The 20931-nt window shown below is 37.3% G+C and carries 16 protein-coding genes; 2 read left to right on the top strand and 14 right to left on the bottom strand.

Annotated features, from left to right (window positions below; translation table 11 throughout):
- The 14 genes from hemB to ACQKIH_RS03875 all read right to left on the bottom strand — a co-directional run bounded on the left by hemB (nucleotide 1) and on the right by ACQKIH_RS03875 (nucleotide 19111).
- Nucleotides 1-981: a porphobilinogen synthase gene (gene hemB, locus ACQKIH_RS03940; RefSeq protein WP_057987447.1), complete on the bottom strand. Its 981-nt coding sequence runs from the start codon at nucleotides 979-981 to the stop codon at nucleotides 1-3.
- The gene (locus ACQKIH_RS03935; protein WP_057987448.1) at nucleotides 978-1721 is read right to left on the bottom strand and encodes a uroporphyrinogen-III synthase; all 744 of its coding nucleotides are present in this window, start codon (nucleotides 1719-1721) and stop codon (nucleotides 978-980) included. Before ACQKIH_RS03935 ends, hemB begins: the two co-directional genes overlap by 4 nt.
- The gene (gene hemC, locus ACQKIH_RS03930; protein ID WP_057987450.1) at nucleotides 1711-2643 is read right to left on the bottom strand and encodes a hydroxymethylbilane synthase; all 933 of its coding nucleotides are present in this window, start codon (nucleotides 2641-2643) and stop codon (nucleotides 1711-1713) included. The genes ACQKIH_RS03935 and hemC overlap by 11 nt, the downstream gene beginning before the upstream one ends.
- 18 nt (nucleotides 2644-2661) lie before the next feature.
- Complete coding sequence (gene ccsA, locus ACQKIH_RS03925) at nucleotides 2662-3489, bottom strand: cytochrome c biogenesis protein CcsA (protein WP_057987452.1); 828 nt, start codon at nucleotides 3487-3489, stop codon at nucleotides 2662-2664.
- A gap of 117 nt (nucleotides 3490-3606) precedes the next feature.
- A complete protein-coding gene (hemA, locus tag ACQKIH_RS03920; protein WP_057987454.1) occupies nucleotides 3607-4965 on the bottom strand; it encodes a glutamyl-tRNA reductase in 1359 nt (452 codons plus the stop codon).
- A gap of 251 nt (nucleotides 4966-5216) precedes the next feature.
- Nucleotides 5217-8114: a VWA domain-containing protein gene (locus ACQKIH_RS03915; protein ID WP_057987456.1), complete on the bottom strand. Its 2898-nt coding sequence runs from the start codon at nucleotides 8112-8114 to the stop codon at nucleotides 5217-5219.
- Between the two features lie 13 nt (nucleotides 8115-8127).
- On the bottom strand, nucleotides 8128-9570 hold the full coding sequence (locus ACQKIH_RS03910) for an S-layer homology domain-containing protein (protein ID WP_427763557.1): 1443 nt from the start codon (nucleotides 9568-9570) through the stop codon (nucleotides 8128-8130).
- Nucleotides 9571-9652: 82 nt separating this feature from the next.
- On the bottom strand, nucleotides 9653-11296 hold the full coding sequence (locus tag ACQKIH_RS03905; RefSeq protein ID WP_427763555.1) for a phosphate ABC transporter ATPase: 1644 nt from the start codon (nucleotides 11294-11296) through the stop codon (nucleotides 9653-9655).
- A gap of 438 nt (nucleotides 11297-11734) precedes the next feature.
- On the bottom strand, nucleotides 11735-11908 hold the full coding sequence (locus tag ACQKIH_RS03900) for a YjfB family protein (protein WP_083493711.1): 174 nt from the start codon (nucleotides 11906-11908) through the stop codon (nucleotides 11735-11737).
- A 135-nt stretch (nucleotides 11909-12043) separates the two neighbouring features.
- Nucleotides 12044-12640, bottom strand: coding sequence for a ribosome biogenesis GTP-binding protein YihA/YsxC (yihA, locus tag ACQKIH_RS03895; protein ID WP_057987460.1), 597 nt, complete (start codon nucleotides 12638-12640; stop codon nucleotides 12044-12046).
- Nucleotides 12641-12642: 2 nt separating this feature from the next.
- Nucleotides 12643-14982, bottom strand: coding sequence for an endopeptidase La (gene lon / locus ACQKIH_RS03890; RefSeq protein WP_169793446.1), 2340 nt, complete (start codon nucleotides 14980-14982; stop codon nucleotides 12643-12645).
- Nucleotides 14983-15206: 224 nt separating this feature from the next.
- Complete coding sequence (gene clpX, locus ACQKIH_RS03885) at nucleotides 15207-16478, bottom strand: ATP-dependent protease ATP-binding subunit ClpX (RefSeq protein ID WP_057987464.1); 1272 nt, start codon at nucleotides 16476-16478, stop codon at nucleotides 15207-15209.
- A gap of 239 nt (nucleotides 16479-16717) precedes the next feature.
- Complete coding sequence (gene tig / locus ACQKIH_RS03880; protein WP_057987467.1) at nucleotides 16718-18007, bottom strand: trigger factor; 1290 nt, start codon at nucleotides 18005-18007, stop codon at nucleotides 16718-16720.
- Between the two features lie 105 nt (nucleotides 18008-18112).
- Entirely contained in the window at nucleotides 18113-19111 is a 999-nt protein-coding gene (locus ACQKIH_RS03875; RefSeq protein WP_057987469.1) for a tetratricopeptide repeat protein, read from the bottom strand.
- A 288-nt stretch (nucleotides 19112-19399) separates the two neighbouring features.
- Between ACQKIH_RS03875 and ACQKIH_RS03870 the strand changes: the two genes are divergently transcribed.
- On the top strand, nucleotides 19400-19858 hold the full coding sequence (locus ACQKIH_RS03870; protein ID WP_057987471.1) for a hypothetical protein: 459 nt from the start codon (nucleotides 19400-19402) through the stop codon (nucleotides 19856-19858).
- A gap of 227 nt (nucleotides 19859-20085) precedes the next feature.
- On the top strand, nucleotides 20086-20895 hold the full coding sequence (gene proC / locus ACQKIH_RS03865; protein WP_057987473.1) for a pyrroline-5-carboxylate reductase: 810 nt from the start codon (nucleotides 20086-20088) through the stop codon (nucleotides 20893-20895).
- Nucleotides 20896-20931 lie beyond the last annotated feature (36 nt).

Raw genomic sequence — 20931 nt, 5'->3', positions numbered from 1 at the left:
TTAATTTTCCTCCAACCAACGACACACGTCTTTTGCGTGGTACGTAATAATTAAATCGGATCCTGCACGCTTCATGCCAAGCAATGTTTCTAAAACAACCGCTTTTTCATTAATCCAACCATTCCCTGCAGCAGCTTTCACCATCGAATATTCACCCGACACATTATAAGCAACAACTGGGACTGGGAAGCTATTTTTCACATCACGGATAATGTCCATATAAGCGAGCGCTGGCTTCACGATTAAGAAATCAGCCCCCTCGTCAATATCGGAAGTCGCTTCACGAATTGCTTCCATACGATTAGACGGGTCCATTTGATACGTTTTACGATCACCAAATTTCGGTGCACCATCCGCAGCTTCACGGAATGGTCCATAATAGCTCGATGCGTATTTCACAGCGTAAGACATAATTGGAATATGCTCAAAGCCTGCTGCGTCTAAACCTGCACGAATCGCTGTCACGAAACCGTCCATCATGTTCGAGGGTGCAATAATATCCGCGCCTGCCTGTGCTTGTGAAACAGCTGTTCGTGCTAACACATCAAGTGAAGGGTCATTTAAAATCTGATCGCCTTCTACGACACCACAGTGACCGTGATCAGTAAATTCACATAAGCATGTATCCGCAATGACTAATAGCTCCGGATGACGCGCCTTAATAAGACGAGTTGCCTCTTGTACAATGCCATGATTATGGAATGCGCCCGTACCAACAGCATCCTTTTCAGCTGGAATCCCGAATAATAATACCGCGCGAATGCCTAATGCGACGATTTCATCAACTTCTGTCGCTAAATTATCTAAAGAAAGCTGAAATACACCCGGCATAGAGCTTACTTCATTTTTAATATTGTCGCCTTCAATAATAAATAATGGATAAATTAAATCTTCTTTGTGTAAGTAAGTTTCTTTTACTAATGCACGCATACCCGCACTTTGACGTAGGCGGCGATGACGTTGGAAAAATAGTTCAGTCATAGTTTTGTTTCCTCCAAAATAAGTTGTTCAATAACAGCCTTCATCGTATAAGTTTGTGGCTGGACAATTGGTGTAATGTCATATTTCGCTAAAGCTTGTGTCGTTACATGACCAATCGTTGCAAATTTGATGAATCGCCAATCTATCATCGGGACAATTTCCTGTGCATACATTTCAACAGCAGACGGACTCGCAAAAATGACAATCGGTTCAGGTTCTGCAATTAATGCTTCATGAAGTGATTGAACATGCTTAGTAGATGGTACCGTTTCATAAACCGTCCATTCATCTGCACCTATACCATCCTTAATTGTCGACTTCGCAAGACTTCCACGTAAAAATAGCGCACGGCCTTCACACTTGAATTGTTGTACAAATACATCGGCACTATACACAGTAGGCATAAAATGATACGCCAATTCGTGTTGTTGTAAGCTTTCGGCAGTTCGCTCACCAACGACCGCAATTTTACACTGAATCGTGGATGCCGATAACCCAAAACGTTTTAATTTCGCAACAAATGCACTTACCGCATTTTGACTCGTAAAAATAAGCCAGTCATAGTCATTGCATTGTGTAAGACGCATTTCATCCTCATCTGACACGATTTCTTGCGTTTCAATAAGCGGAAACATTTTCACTTGCCCACCATTTGCTTCAATATAAGGTGCAATCGTTTGTATTTTGTGCGAACCAGTCAAAATAATCGTTTTACCTGCTAATGGCAAATTACTCGGCATCCAACTCAGCCTTTACTTTTTGAATTAAGTCAAATGCTCCTTGCTCCGTCAAAACCCTGGCAACTTCTTTTCCAACAGCATCGGCATTAGTACCAGTTACAGTCTCCTTAAAGAAAATAGAGGCGTCCGGTGCTGCAACTAAACCTGTTAATGTAATTGAATCCTCGTCCAATGTCGCAAAGCCTGCAATCGGCACTTGGCATCCGCCATCCATCGCTGCTAAAAACGAACGTTCGGCATGAGCTGCTTGCCAAGTCGGTGCATCTGTCAATTTCGCTAATTGCTCTAATAATTCCGCATCATCCCCGCGGCATTCAATGCCAAGTGAACCTTGTGCAACAGCAGGTAGACAAATATCGATATCTAAATACTCTGTGACAACTTCATCACTCCAGCCAAGACGTTTTAAGCCAGCTGCCGCTAAAATAATCGCATCATATTCTTCTGTTTCTAATTTATTTAAACGCGTATCAACATTTCCACGAATCCATTTAATTTCTAGGTCAGGACGCACTTGTAAAAGCTGTGCACTACGGCGTAACGAGCTCGTCCCAACGACTGCTCCTTGTTGCAAATCTGCAAACTTCACATGACCTTTTGAAATAAAAGCATCACGCGCATCTTCACGTGGTGGAATACAGCCAATGACAAGACCTTCTGGCAATACAGCTGGCATATCTTTCATAGAATGCACAGCAAAATCGATTTCTTTATCATATAATGCTTGCTCAATTTCTTTAACAAAAAGCCCTTTACCGCCAACTTTTGACAATTGGACATCTAAAATACGGTCACCCTTTGTCACGATTTCTTGTATTTCAAATTCAAATGGAACGCCCGCAGCTTTTAACTCATTAATAAACCATTTCGTTTGCGTTAAAGCTAATTTACTTTTTCGTGAACCGACAATAATTTTTCTCAAAATACTCCGACCTCTCTATTAGACCCATAAATGGAAATTCGATAATTTGCTGCCAAGAAAGAAATTAACAACAACGAGTAAAAATAAATACACTTGCACCCATGCAAATGTTACACCAACCAATTTTCCATTGCGATGTAATAATAAAATAACTAAATACACAACAGATACAATAAATGAACTAATAATTTTCACATCGAAAACAGAAAGCCCTTCCAATGTCATATAAGCCCATTCTAACCCTAAAATAAGGCTAATAAGGAGCAAGGGCACACCGACTAAATTCGAATAACTGATCCACTTACTCATCTGTTGAAGACTTGGTAGCCTCGACCATAAATGATTCAGCTTCTTCTGTTTTAATATACGATATAAAATTAAATACAAAATCGAAAAAACAAAGGATAATGAAAAAGCTGCATAAGAAACAATGGCAAAGCTAATATGTATAAGCAACATCTCTGAAACAAGCGATTCTCCGACAATTTGAGTTGCCGTATTAGGCGCAAATAAATGGATTGTCACAAAAATGAAACTTAAAACATTAACAAAAAATACCGGTAAATCGACACGGGCAATACAATGCAGCACGATTGATAATGTTGTTAGAAGCCACGCATAAAAATAGACACCTTCAAATAAGGACAATACCGGGAATCGTTTTGTGTCGACTATATACAAGACAAGGAATACGGTTTGCATAATCCAAACAATGGATACAAACCAAAAAGCCACCCTTCTTGCTTTTAAATTTTTATAAAAATAATCAATAAAATAAAGCACGATACTAAGCGCATAAAGAATAATCATGAGCTCATATAATCTAGCCATCGCTACTTCCGTCATACGCAACCTTCTCCTAAAAAAACTTCTCTATAGTTGGATAATAAAAAAAAGCGTCTCCTATATCTATAATTTTACCATATAGATACGAAAACGCTTCTGAACACTTATGTCTCTAGCCTAATAGGATAAGCCTGGATTCACAACTGTTTCATTTGTATTTTTGCGTGCATGGCTTGGCTCTTGTTGCTGAGCGCGCACTTCTTGCTGTACTTCTTCTTCAATACCAAAAATTTGTTGGAATAATGCGAGTTGCTCATTTGCTTGAGTAGAATTCGCCATTTCCTTCACTTGTAAAATTGGATTTTTTAGAAGCTGATTAATAATCGATTTCGTATGTTTACTTAAAATTTTGCGCTCACGATCTGTCAGATCAGGCATTTTATTTTCAATACTTAACATCGTTTCTTCTTGAATAGAAGCAGCCTTTTTACGCAATGCCGAAATAACGGGAACGACACCAAGCGTATTAAACCACTCTTTAAATTGGACAAGCTCTTCTTGAATCAACGCTGTAATTTCTGAAGCCGCGCGTTCACGCTCCACTAGGTTTGCTTGGACAATCCCTTGTAAATCATCAATATCATATAAGAAAACGTTCGGAATATCCCCAATTTTTGGATCTAAATCACGAGGAACCGCAATATCGACCATAAATAATGGATCTGCTTTACGTAGCTTTGCGACATCTTTCATCAATTCATGATTAATGACATAACTAGTCGCACCTGTTGAGCTAATTAAAATATCCGCTTCAAGCAATGTGCACTGTAACTCGCTCATTGACTTCGCATCACCTTCAAACTTCGACGCTAAATGTTGGGCTTTTTCAAATGTCCGATTAATGACCGTTACTTTCCCTACACCGTTTCCATACAAGTTTTGAATCGCTAGTTCCCCCATCTTACCTGCACCTAAAATCGCGACATGCTTGTTTTGTAAGGAACCAAAAATTTTCTTTGCTAATTCCACAGCTGCATAAGAAACCGAAACCGCATTTTCTCCAATTGCTGTTTCATGATGCGCACGTTTAGCAAATGTAACCGCTTGCTTAAAGAGCTGATTATACACTGTTCCTGTTGTACCCATTTCTTGCCCTTGTAGGAAGCTCTTTTTCACTTGTCCTAAAATTTGCGTTTCACCTAACACCATTGAGTCAATACCTGCTGTTACTCGGAATAAATGATTGAACGACTCATCTTCCTCACGAATAAATAAGTGTTCCTCAAATTGCTCCAGTGAAATATTGAACCAATTAGCTAAAAAGTTTTTAACATAATAGCGCCCTGTATGCAGTTGATCAACGACCGCATAAATTTCCGTACGGTTACACGTTGATACAATTACATTTTCCAATACGCTTTTTTCCTGTTGTAGCGCTGCCATTGCACTCGGGATATCCTGCTCGATGAAGGATAACTTTTCGCGAATTTCGACAGGCGCCGTTCTATAATTCAAGCCTACTACTAATGTATGCATGAACCTACACACCTCACACGTTTCATTCATTATTTCTATTTTATCATAAAGATATTAATTATTACTTTTATTTTGTGAACATGCTATGAAAAGTATTATTTATTAAAAATAATTCTAAAGGAAGTGTAACAAAGTTCCCGTTTTATTTCAATGCACTTAGTTTTTTAGTTGTATACGAGAAATGAAAAAGCGGTGTGTCGGTTCATACCAACACGCCGCTTTTCATCGGTGAAAACCAATTCCACTATAATTTATTGAATTTTAACTGTTTTCGCAGCAATTAATTGACCTGCTTGATCAAACGCTTGGAATTCGACATCCGTATACAAATTGAATGGCTTAAATTCATTTACATATCGCGTTAATCGATAAATCGACGCACCTCGACCTTGTAAATCGTATGTGACACTTCCTCCAGAGGCAGTAAAGATTACTGAAACAGCCGTTACATTATTACAGTTTTGATTAATGCGGGCATTTAAAATTACATTGGTGCGTGAAATGTTAACACTCGCTTCATTAAATAACGTATCTCCTACTGCACAGCTATTATCCACTACTTCTTTATTACATAAAATTGAATTTATAATCGCCTGGAATGAACCATGGATATTATAAATCGTTTCAGAATTAAAGTACGCGCCACCTGTATCTGTTGATAGCGTTCTTAAAAGGGCTTCATTAATAGTATTATATTTTCCAATCGCAACCGTGTACACTTTCACATTTTTATCTTGTGCTAATTTTGTAATGGTCGCAATATTGGATTTTGATGTTTTACCATCCGTCACAAGGACGAGTGCCTTTGTCGTTTGCTGATTAGGTGTGAATTTATCAAGCGCTACTTTAACCGCATCTGCGATATTTGTTGAATTTCCATCATTTTTATACTCTAGCAAGCTAGGAATATTTGCAACTGCACTTGCTGCACCAGATTTTTCAAAATGAGGCTTATTGTTAAAGTGATACACATGGTTTGTATCTTGTGCTAATTGATTAATTACTTGCTTCACTTTTTTAGCTGTGTCGTTATTTGGATCATTTTTACGAACTGAACCAGAGTGATCCACGACAAATGCTACTTCAGATTTACCCTTACAAGTATTCTTTTCAAACTTAGGATTGGCGAAAATTGTTTTCGTTGTCGTTTTATTATCCAATCCTTGTAATGCTTTTGCATAGCGCGGGTCTTTGTCGACAAGTTTTGCGGTTACATTTGATTGTCCGTAAACGACATCATCAAAGTATACAACCGCTGAACCTGCATAACCCGTCCCTGCATTATAGTCTTTTGTATTCGTATCGAATGAAACTTTTCTTGAAGTACCATTAAATGTTACTTCAACCGTACCTTTGTAATCTGTAATGACTACCCCACTTGGTGCCACCACGTTTACAATGACCTTTGTATAACGGTCCATTCCTTCAGGACGTTGCTCAAGCTCTTGCCCTTTTTTCAAAATTTCTATTTTCGACATTGCCCCTTCAAGCTTACCAATCGCCTGGGCAAATTCTTTTTGTAAAATATTTTTATCAATTTGGCCAAGCTGGTCATATAGCGCTTTAATCGCGAGTACGCTTTCTTCATGCGCTAACGTAATGTCATCTGCTTTTGGTAAAAAATTGATTAAATAAATAATCGCTGCATGTAATGTCGATTTAAACTGAGCCGTATGTTCTTCACTCATAACGCCTTGTAAATCGTATGTTGCTCGACCTTCTTTATTAAGTGTATACATCACTTTCGCCGAACCAAGTCCACCCCAGCCATTGTCACCTGGTTTTTTATCCTTGTCAGGTACTGGTTTCTTTTCAGGGCCATAAATCATATAATCTAAAATTTGTTCAAACAACCATACTGAAATAATTTGACCTTCTAATTTTAGTTCTGCATTACCATACTGAATTTCTTTAGAACTAATTTCACCTTGTGTTGGTTGACCTGTCGTTGGGTGCGTGTATGTTTCATGTTTAGAACCTGTCAACAGTTTTAAATCTTCATCATAATCCGTAACAGTGATCACACCGTTCACCGTAAATGGTACTGTTTTACCGTCAATAACACCTTCTGGTAAAGCAGGTAATGGCTTAACGCCTGGGTCAACATCTCCACCCGTCCAGTCTGGTTGTTCCGGATCATAAACTTCATATGAAATTCGTAATTCTGCTTCTGGCACATAGCGAACAGATGCTTCAATTACTTGATTTTTATACGTATAAAATCTTGGATCATCGTTGTTTACTAATTCAAATCGGATTTTATCGACAATTGATTTTGTTAGTGCTGGTGCCGTCACAAATACATTTAGCTCCGGTCCATCTGTATAAATAATTTTTGAACTACCACTTGTACTTGAATTGGTTTCTGAGAATGTGGCACCTGCTTCAGATGTCACTTTAAATGCTAATGATTCGTCGTACGGGATTGGATTGCCGTAGCTATCTTTTAATTGAATTGTAATTAATGATGAATCAACACCATTTGCAATTAGTTTTTCAGACGCTACATTAATGCTTTCCACTGCTTTATAAACGCTTGGACGGTTTACTTTATCATCGGTATTTTCCCCTGGCTTCGGCTCTAATGGAACAGAACCATCTGAGTTTTCGACGAAGTTAGCTGGTAAAGTAATTTTATGATTGTCCTTACCTGATGCTTTACTTGGTAATCCTTCAAATGCGATCTTCCCTTGTTTTTTCAAGCGAGACATAAATGCTGTCATATCATTACGGCTAAGGTTGCTTGTTGTCTTGAAATCTTCAAACGTACGCTTCCCCGTAACCCCTGTCGTAATTTCACTCATGTATAAATATTGAACTGCTTGTATTTCCGATAAATCTAAGCCATTCATCGCTGCAAAAACTTTTGCAAAGTGACCTCTCGAAATATTCGCATTTTGTTTCGAAGTATTACCCACTCCATATAGTGGAATATTTAACTCACCATAATGCGCGTAAAGCATCTCTTGTTTATTGACATCAAATGGGTAGTCTCCATCTAATTCCGCCAGCATTTTCAGCATTTCTTTTTCCGTTAATGAAGCATTATTCGTTGCCGCATCTACATCTTTTGGATATAGAGGTAACACACCTGAAAATACAATCAAACAAGATAAAAATACCGCTATTAGCTTCTTAAAATTGGTCATAAGAACTCACTCCTTATTCAAAGAACAAAATATCATCACGATAATTTTGCTTTAAGTCATTTTCTAAGTATTTTAAATATCGTTCAATAATTGATGAAGCTTCTGCACGTGTTAAATTGCCTTTCGGGTTGAATTTCCCCTCACTGCCTTTCATCAATCCTAACTCTGACGCCACATAAACAGAATCTCGTGCATAGTCTGATATTTTGTTATCATCCGCATATGAAGTTGTATAGCCTGGATCTGGCGCTTTTCCTTCAAGCCCTAATGCACGCACTAAAATAGTTGCCGCTTGTTGGCGTGATAAATAGCCATCTGGATCAAACGTTGTAGCTGTCATCCCTTGAATAACCCCTTTATTAACAGAAGCTAATAAATAGTTATAATCTTTTGCCGTGCGTTTTACATCTTTAAAGGTGCTCGTAGCAGGTGCTTTCTTCTTTTTCGACGTATCTTCTAATACACGTAAATCAACGGCTTTACCGATTGCAATCGCAAAATCATAACGTAACATCGGTGTGTTTGGTGAGAAGAAATTGGATTGATCATCTAAAATGCCTAAAGAATATAATTTTTCAATGCTGCCACGTGCCCAGTGTGCTGAAAGGTCACGGAATTTTGGTATTTTTAACATTTCAACTTTTGGCATATAGTCAATATCTAATGCGACTTTACCTTTTGTTTTTGGCAGTTCATAAACATATTCTGAAAGTGTATCCGCCGTACTAATTGCTTTGTAAGTACCATTAAAACTTGATAAAGATGCTGAACTTTCATCATATTCTAACTCGCGTGATTTTGTTGTAGATACTCGACTTTCCACTGTACCAATCGAGCCATCATCGAAAACCATTTCAAACTCTGTGATTTGAGTTTCTGTAGCTCCCCAGAAATTTTCATACCCTACATGACGACTATCTGCATTCACAGTAATTTCTTTTTCCGTTTCATTGCGTCCGCTACCGCCGCTATATGTGTACGTTTTTCTCGCAATCGCATTACCTGTATAGTAATCCGATGCTGGTCGCTTATCCGTCACAGCACTTTTCGATAATTGATAATCTACTAGCGTATATTTATCCTTGCCTACCGTTATTGTTTCAGTAAATTTTGTAACTTCCCCATCCGCTGTACTTTGACCGATTTGATCATAGTTTGTCACATCATATGTATATACAAAATTACGTGCTAGTTTTTCGCCATTTGGTCCCGCTAATGTAAATTTATACGTTTCCGTTAGCTTGCCTTTACTTTCTTTGACTGATACTGTCACGTTTTTATTTGTACCTATAAATTTAATCGGCTTCCCTGTAATGAACACATATTCTTCATATGTATATTCATTTTTTATACCACCATTTAAGTCAATGGATTGCGCTGAAGTGTGTGCTGGTAAACTAATGATCATACTTAAGAAAACAGTAAATGCTAATAACAACAGTACATTTTTCTTCATTCCCACAATGATTATCCCTCTTTCCGTTTCATTTCTTAATATGAGACGGCATGTAGGAGTAAGATTCCTACATGCCTCTCTTTTATTCGTTTACCATTACAACATGTGTCACAAAATTTTCGTCCATTAATAATACGACGCGATCTGAAGGCTTTAATTCGCTTGCTTTAATCGCTTTACCGTTTTTAATAATGACTACTTTATTCAACTCTACTTTCGTCTCTCCGAAGTAAGACCATTCTCCGCCACTTACCCACTGACTAACATCTTTCACTGCAATTGAATTTGTGCCAATACTGTCCACTCGGCCTGTCGCCGTAATAACTGTACGTGCCTCGTTTTTAATGAAGTGAATTGCTTGAATATGACCATCCTTCACATAGAAGTAACCATATTGTCCTTCATATAAGAATAGTTCAGTTTCTGGAATAATTTTGTATTGCGTATTGCCATCTAATTCCGTAACCGCTGTTGAATTACTGAATGAGAAGGCCGATTCAGAATTGAATTTCGTCCAGAAATTATTTTTAAAGTATTCCATGCCCGAAAGTTCAACTTTGTAAGCATCTAAATCAGCTAAGTCTAAACGCCCAAAATAAAGTTGATGCGACGATAAGTTTGGTGATGTGAAGCTATCGTTCGTCACATTTACTACATGGGCATATTTATCGCTCGTCGTGCCATCTGTAATGACATAGGCTGTCCCATTCGCAGCAAGCGTATCAGGTTCCACTAAGCGACCATTTCGAACTAAAATAGAGCCATCATGATAAAATAATCGACCTACTTTAGATAACGCAAAGTAACCATATTTCGAATTTACTTCTGATAATGATTGATAATACGAGCGCTCATTACTAGCTAATACAACAATTTTTTCAACGACCTCTTTACTAAATTGCTTTGTCGTTACAAAATACATGTCGCTATTTTTATAGTCTTTCAATTGATTTTCCGAGATTCTTTCATTGCCCGCATAAATCGTTGTACTATTTGAAAAATCAAATGTATTTTTATCCTCTTTTTCATTTTCACCGAATAACCAGTTTGTAAATGGATGTGCATTTTGTACAGTAAATGAATTTTTACTTGTGTTTACTGTATTTAATTTAGCTTTGTATAAATTTTCTACCATAATACCAGAAGTGATAATATCAATTTCTGATACCGTTGACGTATCCGCAGAAGCAAATTTTAGCTTCACGCGATCCCCTTCATAAAGGGCACTTAAATCGACCGTTGACTTGCCTTTAATAATCTTTGTTGTATTTTTCACGTAGTACGTTTTCGTTCCAGCATTATCTACTTTTACTGTAATAAATAAGCCGTTCGGGTCGATTTTTGTCACAACACCCGCACCTTGCTTACTATTCGGAACAATGGCACCCTCTTCTATCGTTGTTGTACCACGCATTTCCGTTACTTTACGTAAATTTACTTTTATCGTAACAACCATGCCAGCTTTAAATCCATCAATCGTTGTTGACGTATTATTTATGTACAAATTTGTTGATTTATCGATATTAAAAGTAGCTGTTTTTCCAGCGCTATTTTTTAATGTCACCTTACTTAATGTACGATCAACCGTACCGTTCTTATTGACTGTTTCATCATATTTCACGTTGACAAATGTGTATGTCGTAGCTGCTTCAGCTTGTTGTCCTATTGGAAGTGCTGCTAAAGCAAAAATAATCGCCATTAAAATTGTTGCCATTTTTTTTAGCAATTGTTCCGCCTCCTTTTTCTTACTTTCTCCTAGCAATTATATCAAAATATAAGACAAAAATGTTAATATGTAATAATTTGACTTAATAACATGATTCATGTGATTTCTATTATCGTACGGATGCTTTTCTCTTAAACATCCCAATCCCATATTACAAAACTTCACTCATTTTATGTACGCCCATTTATTCACTATATATCACCCAAGGTTCGTTTGAAGTGGCACATAAAAATTTATGTGCCGCTTTTTATCAATTACGCCTCAGCGTAATTGCATCCAGATTTTTTCGAGCTCGCTCGAAAAGCTCCCCTTAAAAATCTGTGATATCCGCCGGGGCTTAACTTGATTCAGCCGGGGTTTGAACCCCCACTGAATAGAATTGCATACTTGGCATTCATCCCCCGCTTATAGAAGTAGGAGAATTCTGCTGAATCCAAGTTAAACCGAGACATCAATCGAGTGACCTGATGTTGGGTGTGGTGCATCTAGAAGTTCAATAACTTGTTCTGTACTTTGTTGTTGAAAATCCATTGCTTGTTTTGTGACAGCCAATGAAACATTTTGCATTAATTGCGCTTGGTTCATCGACATTGCTAAAGCTGCAATATCCATATGTAGCACCTCCTAAAGTGTTTATCGGCTAATGAGGCGCGACATCAAGGAATTAATAGCATTTCATCAAAATTAATTATGAAAAAAATCACCCTCTTGGATATACCAAAAGGATGATTTTCAAATTAGTGGATACTATTGCTGTTCCCAATCCATGCGCGATTCAATTTCAGCCCATGCTTCGTCGAAACCAAGGCCTTTTTCTGAAGAGAACACGAATAAAGGATCCTGTTTATCCATTTGTAACGTTTCACGTACAATTTTTTTATGCTTATCCCATTTACCTTTTGGTATTTTATCGGCTTTTGTTGAAATAACGATAACTGGAATATTATAGTGCTTTAAAAAATCATACATCATGCAGTCATCATTTGTTGGTGGGTGGCGTAAATCAACAATTAAAACGACTGCTTTTAGTTGCTGGCGTCCCATGAAGTATTGTTCAATCATTTTACCCCATGCTGCACGCTCTGATTTTGAAACTTTTGCATAACCGTATCCTGGTACATCAACAAAGAAAAATTTGTCTTCAATTTTATAGAAGTTTAATTGCTGTGTTTTTCCTGGCTTTGACGAAATTCGCGCCAACGCTTTACGACCAATCATACGGTTAATGAAAGATGATTTCCCAACATTTGAGCGCCCTGCTAAGGCAAACTCTGGGTAACCGTCTACTGGAAATTGTTCTGGTCGGACAAAACTACCGATCATTTCAACATTATGGACTTTCATTACTACTTAAAACCTCCGTCTAGTGCAATAGCAAGAACTTCTTCTGCCTGTGACACTAGTTTAAATGTGAGCTGCTCACGAACTGTTTCTGGAATATCATCAATATCACGTTCATTATCTTTTGGTATAATAACTGTCGTTAATCCTGCTCGGTGTGCACTTAATGATTTTTCTTTTAAGCCTCCGATTGGTAATACACGACCACGTAGCGTAATTTCGCCCGTCATGCCGACTTCACGTTTAATCGCTTTTCCAGTAATCGCTGACACGATCGCAGTGGCCATTGTAATCCCTGCCGATGGACCGTCTTTTGGAACAGCGCCTTCTGGAACATGGACGTGAATATCATGTTGCTCGAAATAGTCCGCATCTAAATTAAGCTGATGCGTCAATGTTCGTACAAAAGTTAATGCAATATGAGCTGATTCCTTCATCACATCGCCAAGCTTCCCTGTTAATTGAAGTTTCCCTTTTCCTGGTGTTAATGAAACTTCAATTTGTAACGTATCGCCACCGACTGTTGTATAGGCAAGACCAGTCGCGACACCTACTTGATTTTCTGTTTCTGCTTGACCATATCGGTAACGGTGTTTCCCAAGCATATCAACTAATACTTTCGAGCTGACCGTCACTTTTTTCTTGTCACCAGAAACAATGACTTTTGCCGCTTTACGACAAACTGTTGCCACTTGTCGTTCTAAACCACGCACACCCGCTTCACGTGTATAATAACGAATTAAATCTAAAATGGCTTCATCTTTAATTAAAAGCTGTGCCTTTTTTAACCCGTGTTCTTTCATTTGCTTCGGAACTAAGTGATTTTTGGTAATTTCATTCTTTTCAAATTCTGTATATCCTGCAATCGTAATGACTTCCATACGATCTAATAATGGCGCCGGGATCGTACTTAAATCATTCGCAGTTGCGATAAATAAGACATCTTGCAGATTGTATGGTTCTTCAATATAATGATCGCTGAATGCATTGTTTTGCTCAGGATCAAGCACCTCTAGCATCGCAGCAGAAGGGTCTCCACGGAAGTCATTTGACATTTTATCAATTTCATCCAGTAAAAATACCGGATTGACTGTTCCCGCCTTTTTCATCCCTTGAATAATACGACCTGGCATTGCGCCGACATACGTACGACGGTGTCCGCGAATTTCAGATTCGTCTCTTACGCCACCAAGTGATACACGAACAAATTTACGATCTAAACTCTCTGCAATCGAACGCGCTAAACTTGTTTTCCCCACACCTGGAGGTCCTGCTAAACAAAGAATCGGACCGCGTAATGAATTCATTAACTGACGTACTGAAAGATACTCTAACACACGTTCTTTCACTTTTTCTAATCCATCATGGTCGCGATTTAATATTTCCTCTGCATAAGAAATATCAATGCGGTCTTCTGTTCTTTCATTCCAAGGAATCGCAACAAGCCATTCCAAGTAATTTCGAATAACACCGCTCTCTGCACTTGCCGCTGGTAATTTTTCATAACGGTCTAATTCCTTTAAAGCTATTTCTAATGTTGACGCTGGCATCCCAGCTTGATCAATCTTTTTACGTAGCTCTGAAACTTCACCCGTTTTTCCGTCACGATCGCCAAGCTCTGTTTGAATCGCCTTCATTTGCTCACGTAAATAGTATTCTTTTTGCGTGCGCTCCATTGCTTGCTTTACTTTCGTGCCGATTTTTTTCTCTAAATTTAATATTTCTTGCTCATCATGCAAACGAATAATTAAATGATCTAATCGTTTTTTTATCGTTGTAATCGCTAATATTTCTTGTTTTTCTATAACTTTAATCGGTAAATGTGACGCGATAACATCCGCTAATCGGCCTGGTTCTTCAATATCCAATACCATTTCGATTGTTTCTGTCGTAATTTTATTCGAAGATTTTGCATATTTTTCAAAATAAGTTAAAAGTGTACGCATCAATGCTTCTGTTTCAGAGTCTTTGTAGGAGTCATCTTCATACATTTCTATATCCGCAACTGTAAAATTTCCAGAATCCTTGTAACGGAGCATTTTCGCACGGTTCACACCTTCAACCAAAATACGCAGCGTTCCATTTGGTAATTTTAGCATTTGTTTTACACGAGCAGTCGTTCCTACATCAAATAAATCAGCTTTTACCGGTGATTCGACGCGTAAATCTTTTTGAGTCGTTAAAAAGATGGTGCTGTCACTTAACATCGCATGTTCTAAAGCAGCAACAGAACGTTCTCTTCCTACATCGATATGTAGAACCATAGATGGGAAGACGAGTAAACCTCTTAAAGGTAAAATTGGCATATTTTTTATTATTTTATTCACGCGGGTATTCACCTCCATCCAAATCATAAAAACAACCCGCAGTTAAAAGTAGTATGTGTTACTTTTAAAAATTTTACATACAATTAATTATGTATAGACGCTTGCATACGAACAACAGGCTTTGCGAATTATCATGTTCTCATTTATACATATAGGTAAGTTGTATTTGCTAAAAAAGCTGACTTTGACTTCTAAAAAAAGTCCAAAGTCAGCTGCATGTTTATTTTAAGGGTCCGCTAAAATTAAGCTGACGTTTTTTTGTTATCTGTATCTTTCACTAAAACAGAGCCATCTTCTAAAATAAGTTTCGGTTCTGCTTTATCGCGAATTGTTTCAGCCGTAATGATACATTTTTTAATATCTTCGCGTGATGGTAACTCAAACATTGCATCTAACATTGTTACTTCGATAATCGAACGTAATCCACGCGCACCCGTTTTTCGTTCAATCGCTAACTTCGCAATTTCAACAAGCGCATCATCTTCAAACTCTAACTCGACATTATCTAGTTCAAGCATTTTTTGATATTGCTTCGCTAATGCATTTTTTGGCTCTGTTAAAATTTGTACAAGTGCATCTACATCTAATTGCTCTAAAGTAGCAAGTACTGGTAATCGGCCAATAAATTCTGGAATTAATCCAAATTTTAATAGATCTTCTGGAATAAGTTGAGACATTAATGTCCCTTCTTCTTCCGCAAGCTTAGGATTTGAACCAAAACCAATCACTTTTTCACCTTGGCGACGTTTAATGATTGTTTCAATGCCATCAAATGCTCCGCCTACGATGAATAAAATGCTCGATGTATCAATTTGTAAAAACTCTTGGTGTGGATGCTTACGTCCGCCTTGTGGAGGAACACTCGCAACAGTACCTTCTAGAATTTTTAATAATGCTTGTTGAACACCTTCACCAGATACATCTCGTGTAATAGATGGATTTTCTGATTTACGAGCGACTTTATCAATCTCGTCAATATAAATAATTCCTTTTTCAGCTCGTTCGATATCATAATCAGCTGCTTGAATCAGTTTTAATAAAATGTTTTCAACGTCCTCACCTACATAACCCGCTTCTGTAAGGCTTGTTGCATCTGCAATCGCAAATGGTACATTTAGAATACGCGCTAATGTTTGTGCAAGTAATGTTTTACCACTACCTGTTGGACCGATTAATACAATATTTGATTTCGATAATTCAACATCATCGATTTTAGAATTTGAATTAATTCGTTTGTAGTGATTGTATACGGCAACAGCTAACGCTTTTTTCGCACGCTCTTGTCCAATTACATAGTCACCCAAAATATTTAATATTTCTTTAGGTTTCGGGATATCTTTAAATTCGATTTCCTCTTCAATACCTAACTCTTCTACGACAATCTCTGAACATAATTCGATACATTCGTCACAAATATAAACACCTGGTCCTGCAACTAATTTACGAACTTGTTCTTGTGGCTTACCACAAAAAGAGCATTTTAAATTGCCTTTTTCATCATTAAATTTAAACAATTTGGCTCACCCCTATTCAAGCAACAATCTTACAAGATTCTTTTACTTTTATCAAATAAATTGACTGCATCTTGTTGCTTTTATTGTATTAAAATTGATTATGTATTAGAAAAACTTCTCTTGCAACAAATAATGTTCAATTATATTATGTTTTGTCAAAAGGTGAATATTTGATAAAACAAGGTACGGGAAATCCGTACCTTGTCAAAGTTCTATTTTACTAACTACTAAAAAAATGATTAGTTAGAGATTTTAGCGTTTTCAACTAAAAGTTCTACTGTTTTTTGAGTACGAATATCGTTCTCTAAAACTGAAGTACCACCTAAAGCAGTTAAAATTTGCTCGTTTGTCATACCGAATTGAGCAGACATTTTTTCAACTTCAGCGTTGATGTCTTCTTCAGTAACTGCGATGTTTTCAGCTTGACCGATTGCTTCTAATACTAAAGAAACACGTACGCGGCTTTCTGCATCAGTAGCCATTTGTTCACGTAAAGCTTGCTCGTTTTGACCTGAGAATTGGTAGTATAATTCAAGGTTCATACCTTGTGATTGTAGACGTTGACCGAATTCTTGGATCATGCGGTCTACTTCTGTATTGATCATTCCTTTTGGAACGTCAACTTCTGCGTTTTCAGCAGCTTTTTCTACTAGTTCGTCACGTAAAGAACCTTCTGATTCTGCTTCTTTTTGAGCAGCAGTTGTTTCTTTAATTTTTGCACGTAAAGCATCAACCGTTTCAACTTCTGGGTCGATTTCTTTAGCGAATGCGTCGTTTAACTCAGGAAGTACTTTTGTTTTTACTTCTTTAATAGCTACTACAAACTTCGCTTCTTTACCAGCTAACTCTTCAGCGTGGTATTCTGCTGGGAAAGTAACCATTACGTCTTTTGTTTCGCCAGATTTAGCGCCTACTAATTGCTCTTCAAATCCAGGAATGAAAGAACCTGAACCGATTTCAAGTGCGTAATCTTCACCTTTACCGCCTTCGAAAGCTTCTTCGCCTACAAAACCATCAAAGTCGATTACAGCTGTATCGCCATCAACGATTGCTTCATCTTCTTTAATTTCTAATTCTGCTTTTTTAGCTAATTGAGCTGTGATTTGCGCTTCTACTTCTTCGTCTGTTACTTCAACTGAAAGTTTTGTAACTTCTAAGCCTTTATATTCGCCTAATTTTGGTTCTGGTTTCACAGTTACTGTTGCAGTGTAAGTGAAGTCAGTCCCTTTAGCGAAGTTTTCAGTACCCGCGATTTCAGGGAAATCAACTGGTTCAACACCAGACTCATCTAGAGCTGTTGGGTATGAAGAGTTAATCACGATTTCTAATGCATCTTGGTATAATGCTTCTACACCGTACATTTTTTCAAACATCGGACGAGGCATTTTCCCTTTACGGAAACCTGGTACGTTAATTTGTTTTACTACTTTTTTAAATGCTCCATCAATTGCTTTATCTACTTCTACAGCAGCTACAGTAACTGTTAATAATCCTTGGTTACCTTCTTGTTTTTCCCATTGTACTGACATTTATATTACCTCCAAAGTTAACTTTTGTTTGTTTAACAAACTCGTCATTTATATAATTTGACAACCATTTTAGTATAACATATATGCTCAATGTTTCAACTTTTTTCACATGTCAGTTAAATTCACTAATGCTTCTAGACCTTGAATAAAGTCGATCAGTTCATAATCCATTTCTTGAATTTCCCCGAACATGGTCTTCACAAAATCAATATAGCTAATGGCCACATCTTCACTATCGTAATCGAGCCATTCAAATGGATACGTAACAATAGCGTGTTTAGCAAGTAGCGATTGCACTAAATCCAGTGTAGAGGGCTCCTGCTCCAAACGATTCAAAATATGTTGGTAGATTACTTGAAATTGCGGCATCTCCATCGGCAGTTCTAATTGAGAAGGATTAACCGTCTCTGTCCGATTCAATTTAGAAATAGTAAGTGATTCGCTAACATCTTGCTCCACTAATAAAATTAATAGTAAGCTTTGAACAAATGGGTGTATCTCATCATGCTCGATAATCCATTTCAATTCAGCCAGCATTGGTCGAACATTTTTTCCTTCTAGCTCATGGACGATGACTAATTGTGCCGGAAAGGACTTTTGCATAAACGCTGCCCCGTCCAACTCAAACATTTCTTCAAATGAAGTGCCTTCCGCAAATTCTTCTAGCTGTGCATTTTGATTTCCTGCAATATCCGCATTCAGCTTTTTTAATCGTTGGAATTTTTCGACCTGATCTAATGGAATAACATCCTCTTCAAATAAGGAAGCGATGATTTTTTCCACTTGTTTATATTGTCTCAGTTGCATGCAAATCGTTAAATACAGCTCCATTACTTCAAAATACATACTCGGACCAAGCGTCAATATCTCTTCGCATATTTCTTTCGCCTTATTGAAATTTTTCGTTTCATATAAAGAATACGCATAAACACTTAAAGAGGTTTCATCACCCGGTGTTAACTTAAATACCTTGTCAAATAATTCATTTGCCTGTACATAGTGATTGTTTTCAGCAAGTTCACGCGCTTCATCTAATAGACGTTCTGTAGTACCTGGGAAAAGAACGACATTTCCATGCTTTTTAATATTCTTCTTATTTTTCATGCGCTTCACTCCATCAATGCTAAGTCAATGTAATTTTTCATATCTTATCCATTACTTATATTTTACATGTGTATCGGTAGAACGACAATATGTTCACAAAATTTACTCTTCTTTCAATTCACATCATCTTAAAATTGGCTATACTAAATACTAATATACTTAATTAATAGCCTATCAATTATTCTTCTGTAAAAGCAAGTTAGGAACAGAATGAATCTTTTTCTATTATTCCCTTAGTTTTTTGTTTTAATGCGTATTTTTACATTATTAATCAAAGGAGTGATTTTAATGGTTGTCTTGTCGGAAGATGTTTTATTAAAATTTAAGAATCGTTTCGAAAAATCATTACAAAATTTACCGATCAGCGTTGTTAGTAGAAGCACCGCTATTGTAAATGATGCAGAATATCCTGTGAAATTTGATTTCGTTACGGAAACAACTGTGGATTATAAGAAGCAAGTTATCACGACGTACCTAATTGAAATTGATGGCACGATTCCAGGAACGATCAAAATCGGAAATCTTCAAATTATTCCGCAGCATGTTCATTTAACTTGTGAATCAGAAATTTTATCGATCACAAATAATGAGCTCAAAGAATTATTAGAAGAAAAAAAACCGTTACTTTTATATAGTGATTGGCTACTTGAGGCGATTGAAAATGAGATTTTAGTGTTAGAAGTAAAAACGGAAAATGGTCAAGTTGTGGATTGGCCAATCGGCATTAAAAACGCATTTTTCTTATAATAAACTATGATTTCTACACATATAAATCATCCTGCTGACATAGTCCAGTGCGATGATTTTTTTGCATTCAACTTTTGTTGGCGCTATGCATTTCCTATCCTTATCAGTATCTAACATATAGCTATTTATTTGCATTCCTTTTAACGTGAGGTATACTAGTCGCTATGTGTTCATGCGAATTTAAAGGCATACATGATGCTTTTTTAATATGAAAGAAGGAATAAGAAATGAAATACGGTTTTATTGGGCTTGGAAATATGGCCTCCGCAATTATTAAAGGTATGGTAGCAAGTGGTGAGTTTGAAGCCTCTTCCATTTACGGAATTAACCGCTCACAAAAAAAGACAGATGCACTTGTTCAAATGTATGGCATACAAGCTGCTTCATCTATTGAAGAACTGATGCAAAACGTAGATGTCATCGTAATTGCTGTCAAACCTCAAATGTTTCCCGACGTACTGCCAATAATTAAACAACAATTAATGGACAATCATCTTGTCATTTCCATAGCAGCAGGAAAATCACTTGAGTATTTACAACAAAGCTTCCTGCCAACAACGACTGTTTTCCGCGTTATGCCGAACATCAATGCAACAATTGGTGCCTCTACAAGCTGTTACTCAACACAATCTACTAATGTAGAGCAAAAAAACTTAGTAGAACAATTATTTTCGACTGTCGGAACAATTGTAGAATTACCGGAAAATCTATTTTCGATTTTTACATCAATCGGTTGCTCTTCTCCCGCGTTTACGTATTTATATATCGATTCTCTCGCACGCGCCGCAGTTCGTGAAGGCATGCCAAAGCAAATGGCACTTGAAATTGCCGCAAGCTCTGTTTTAGGCAGCGCACAAATGGTATTGCAATCTGAAGCGCATCCGTGGGCACTTATTGACCAAGTTTGTTCCCCAGGTGGTACAACAATTCAAGGCGTCACATCTCTACAAGTAAATCATTTTGAAAGTACGATTTATGATGCGGTAGATGCCGTAACAACTAAAGATGCACTTCTGCAAAAGGCACACGTGAAGTAAAGCGACAAAAGTTATCACTAACACACACAAACCCTT

Source organism: Solibacillus cecembensis, from assembly GCF_050272495.1.
GTDB classification, from domain to species: Bacteria; Bacillota; Bacilli; order Bacillales_A; family Planococcaceae; genus Solibacillus; species Solibacillus cecembensis.
Note: the sequence above shows the minus strand (reverse complement) of the source record. Positions and strands in the feature narration are given on the sequence as shown.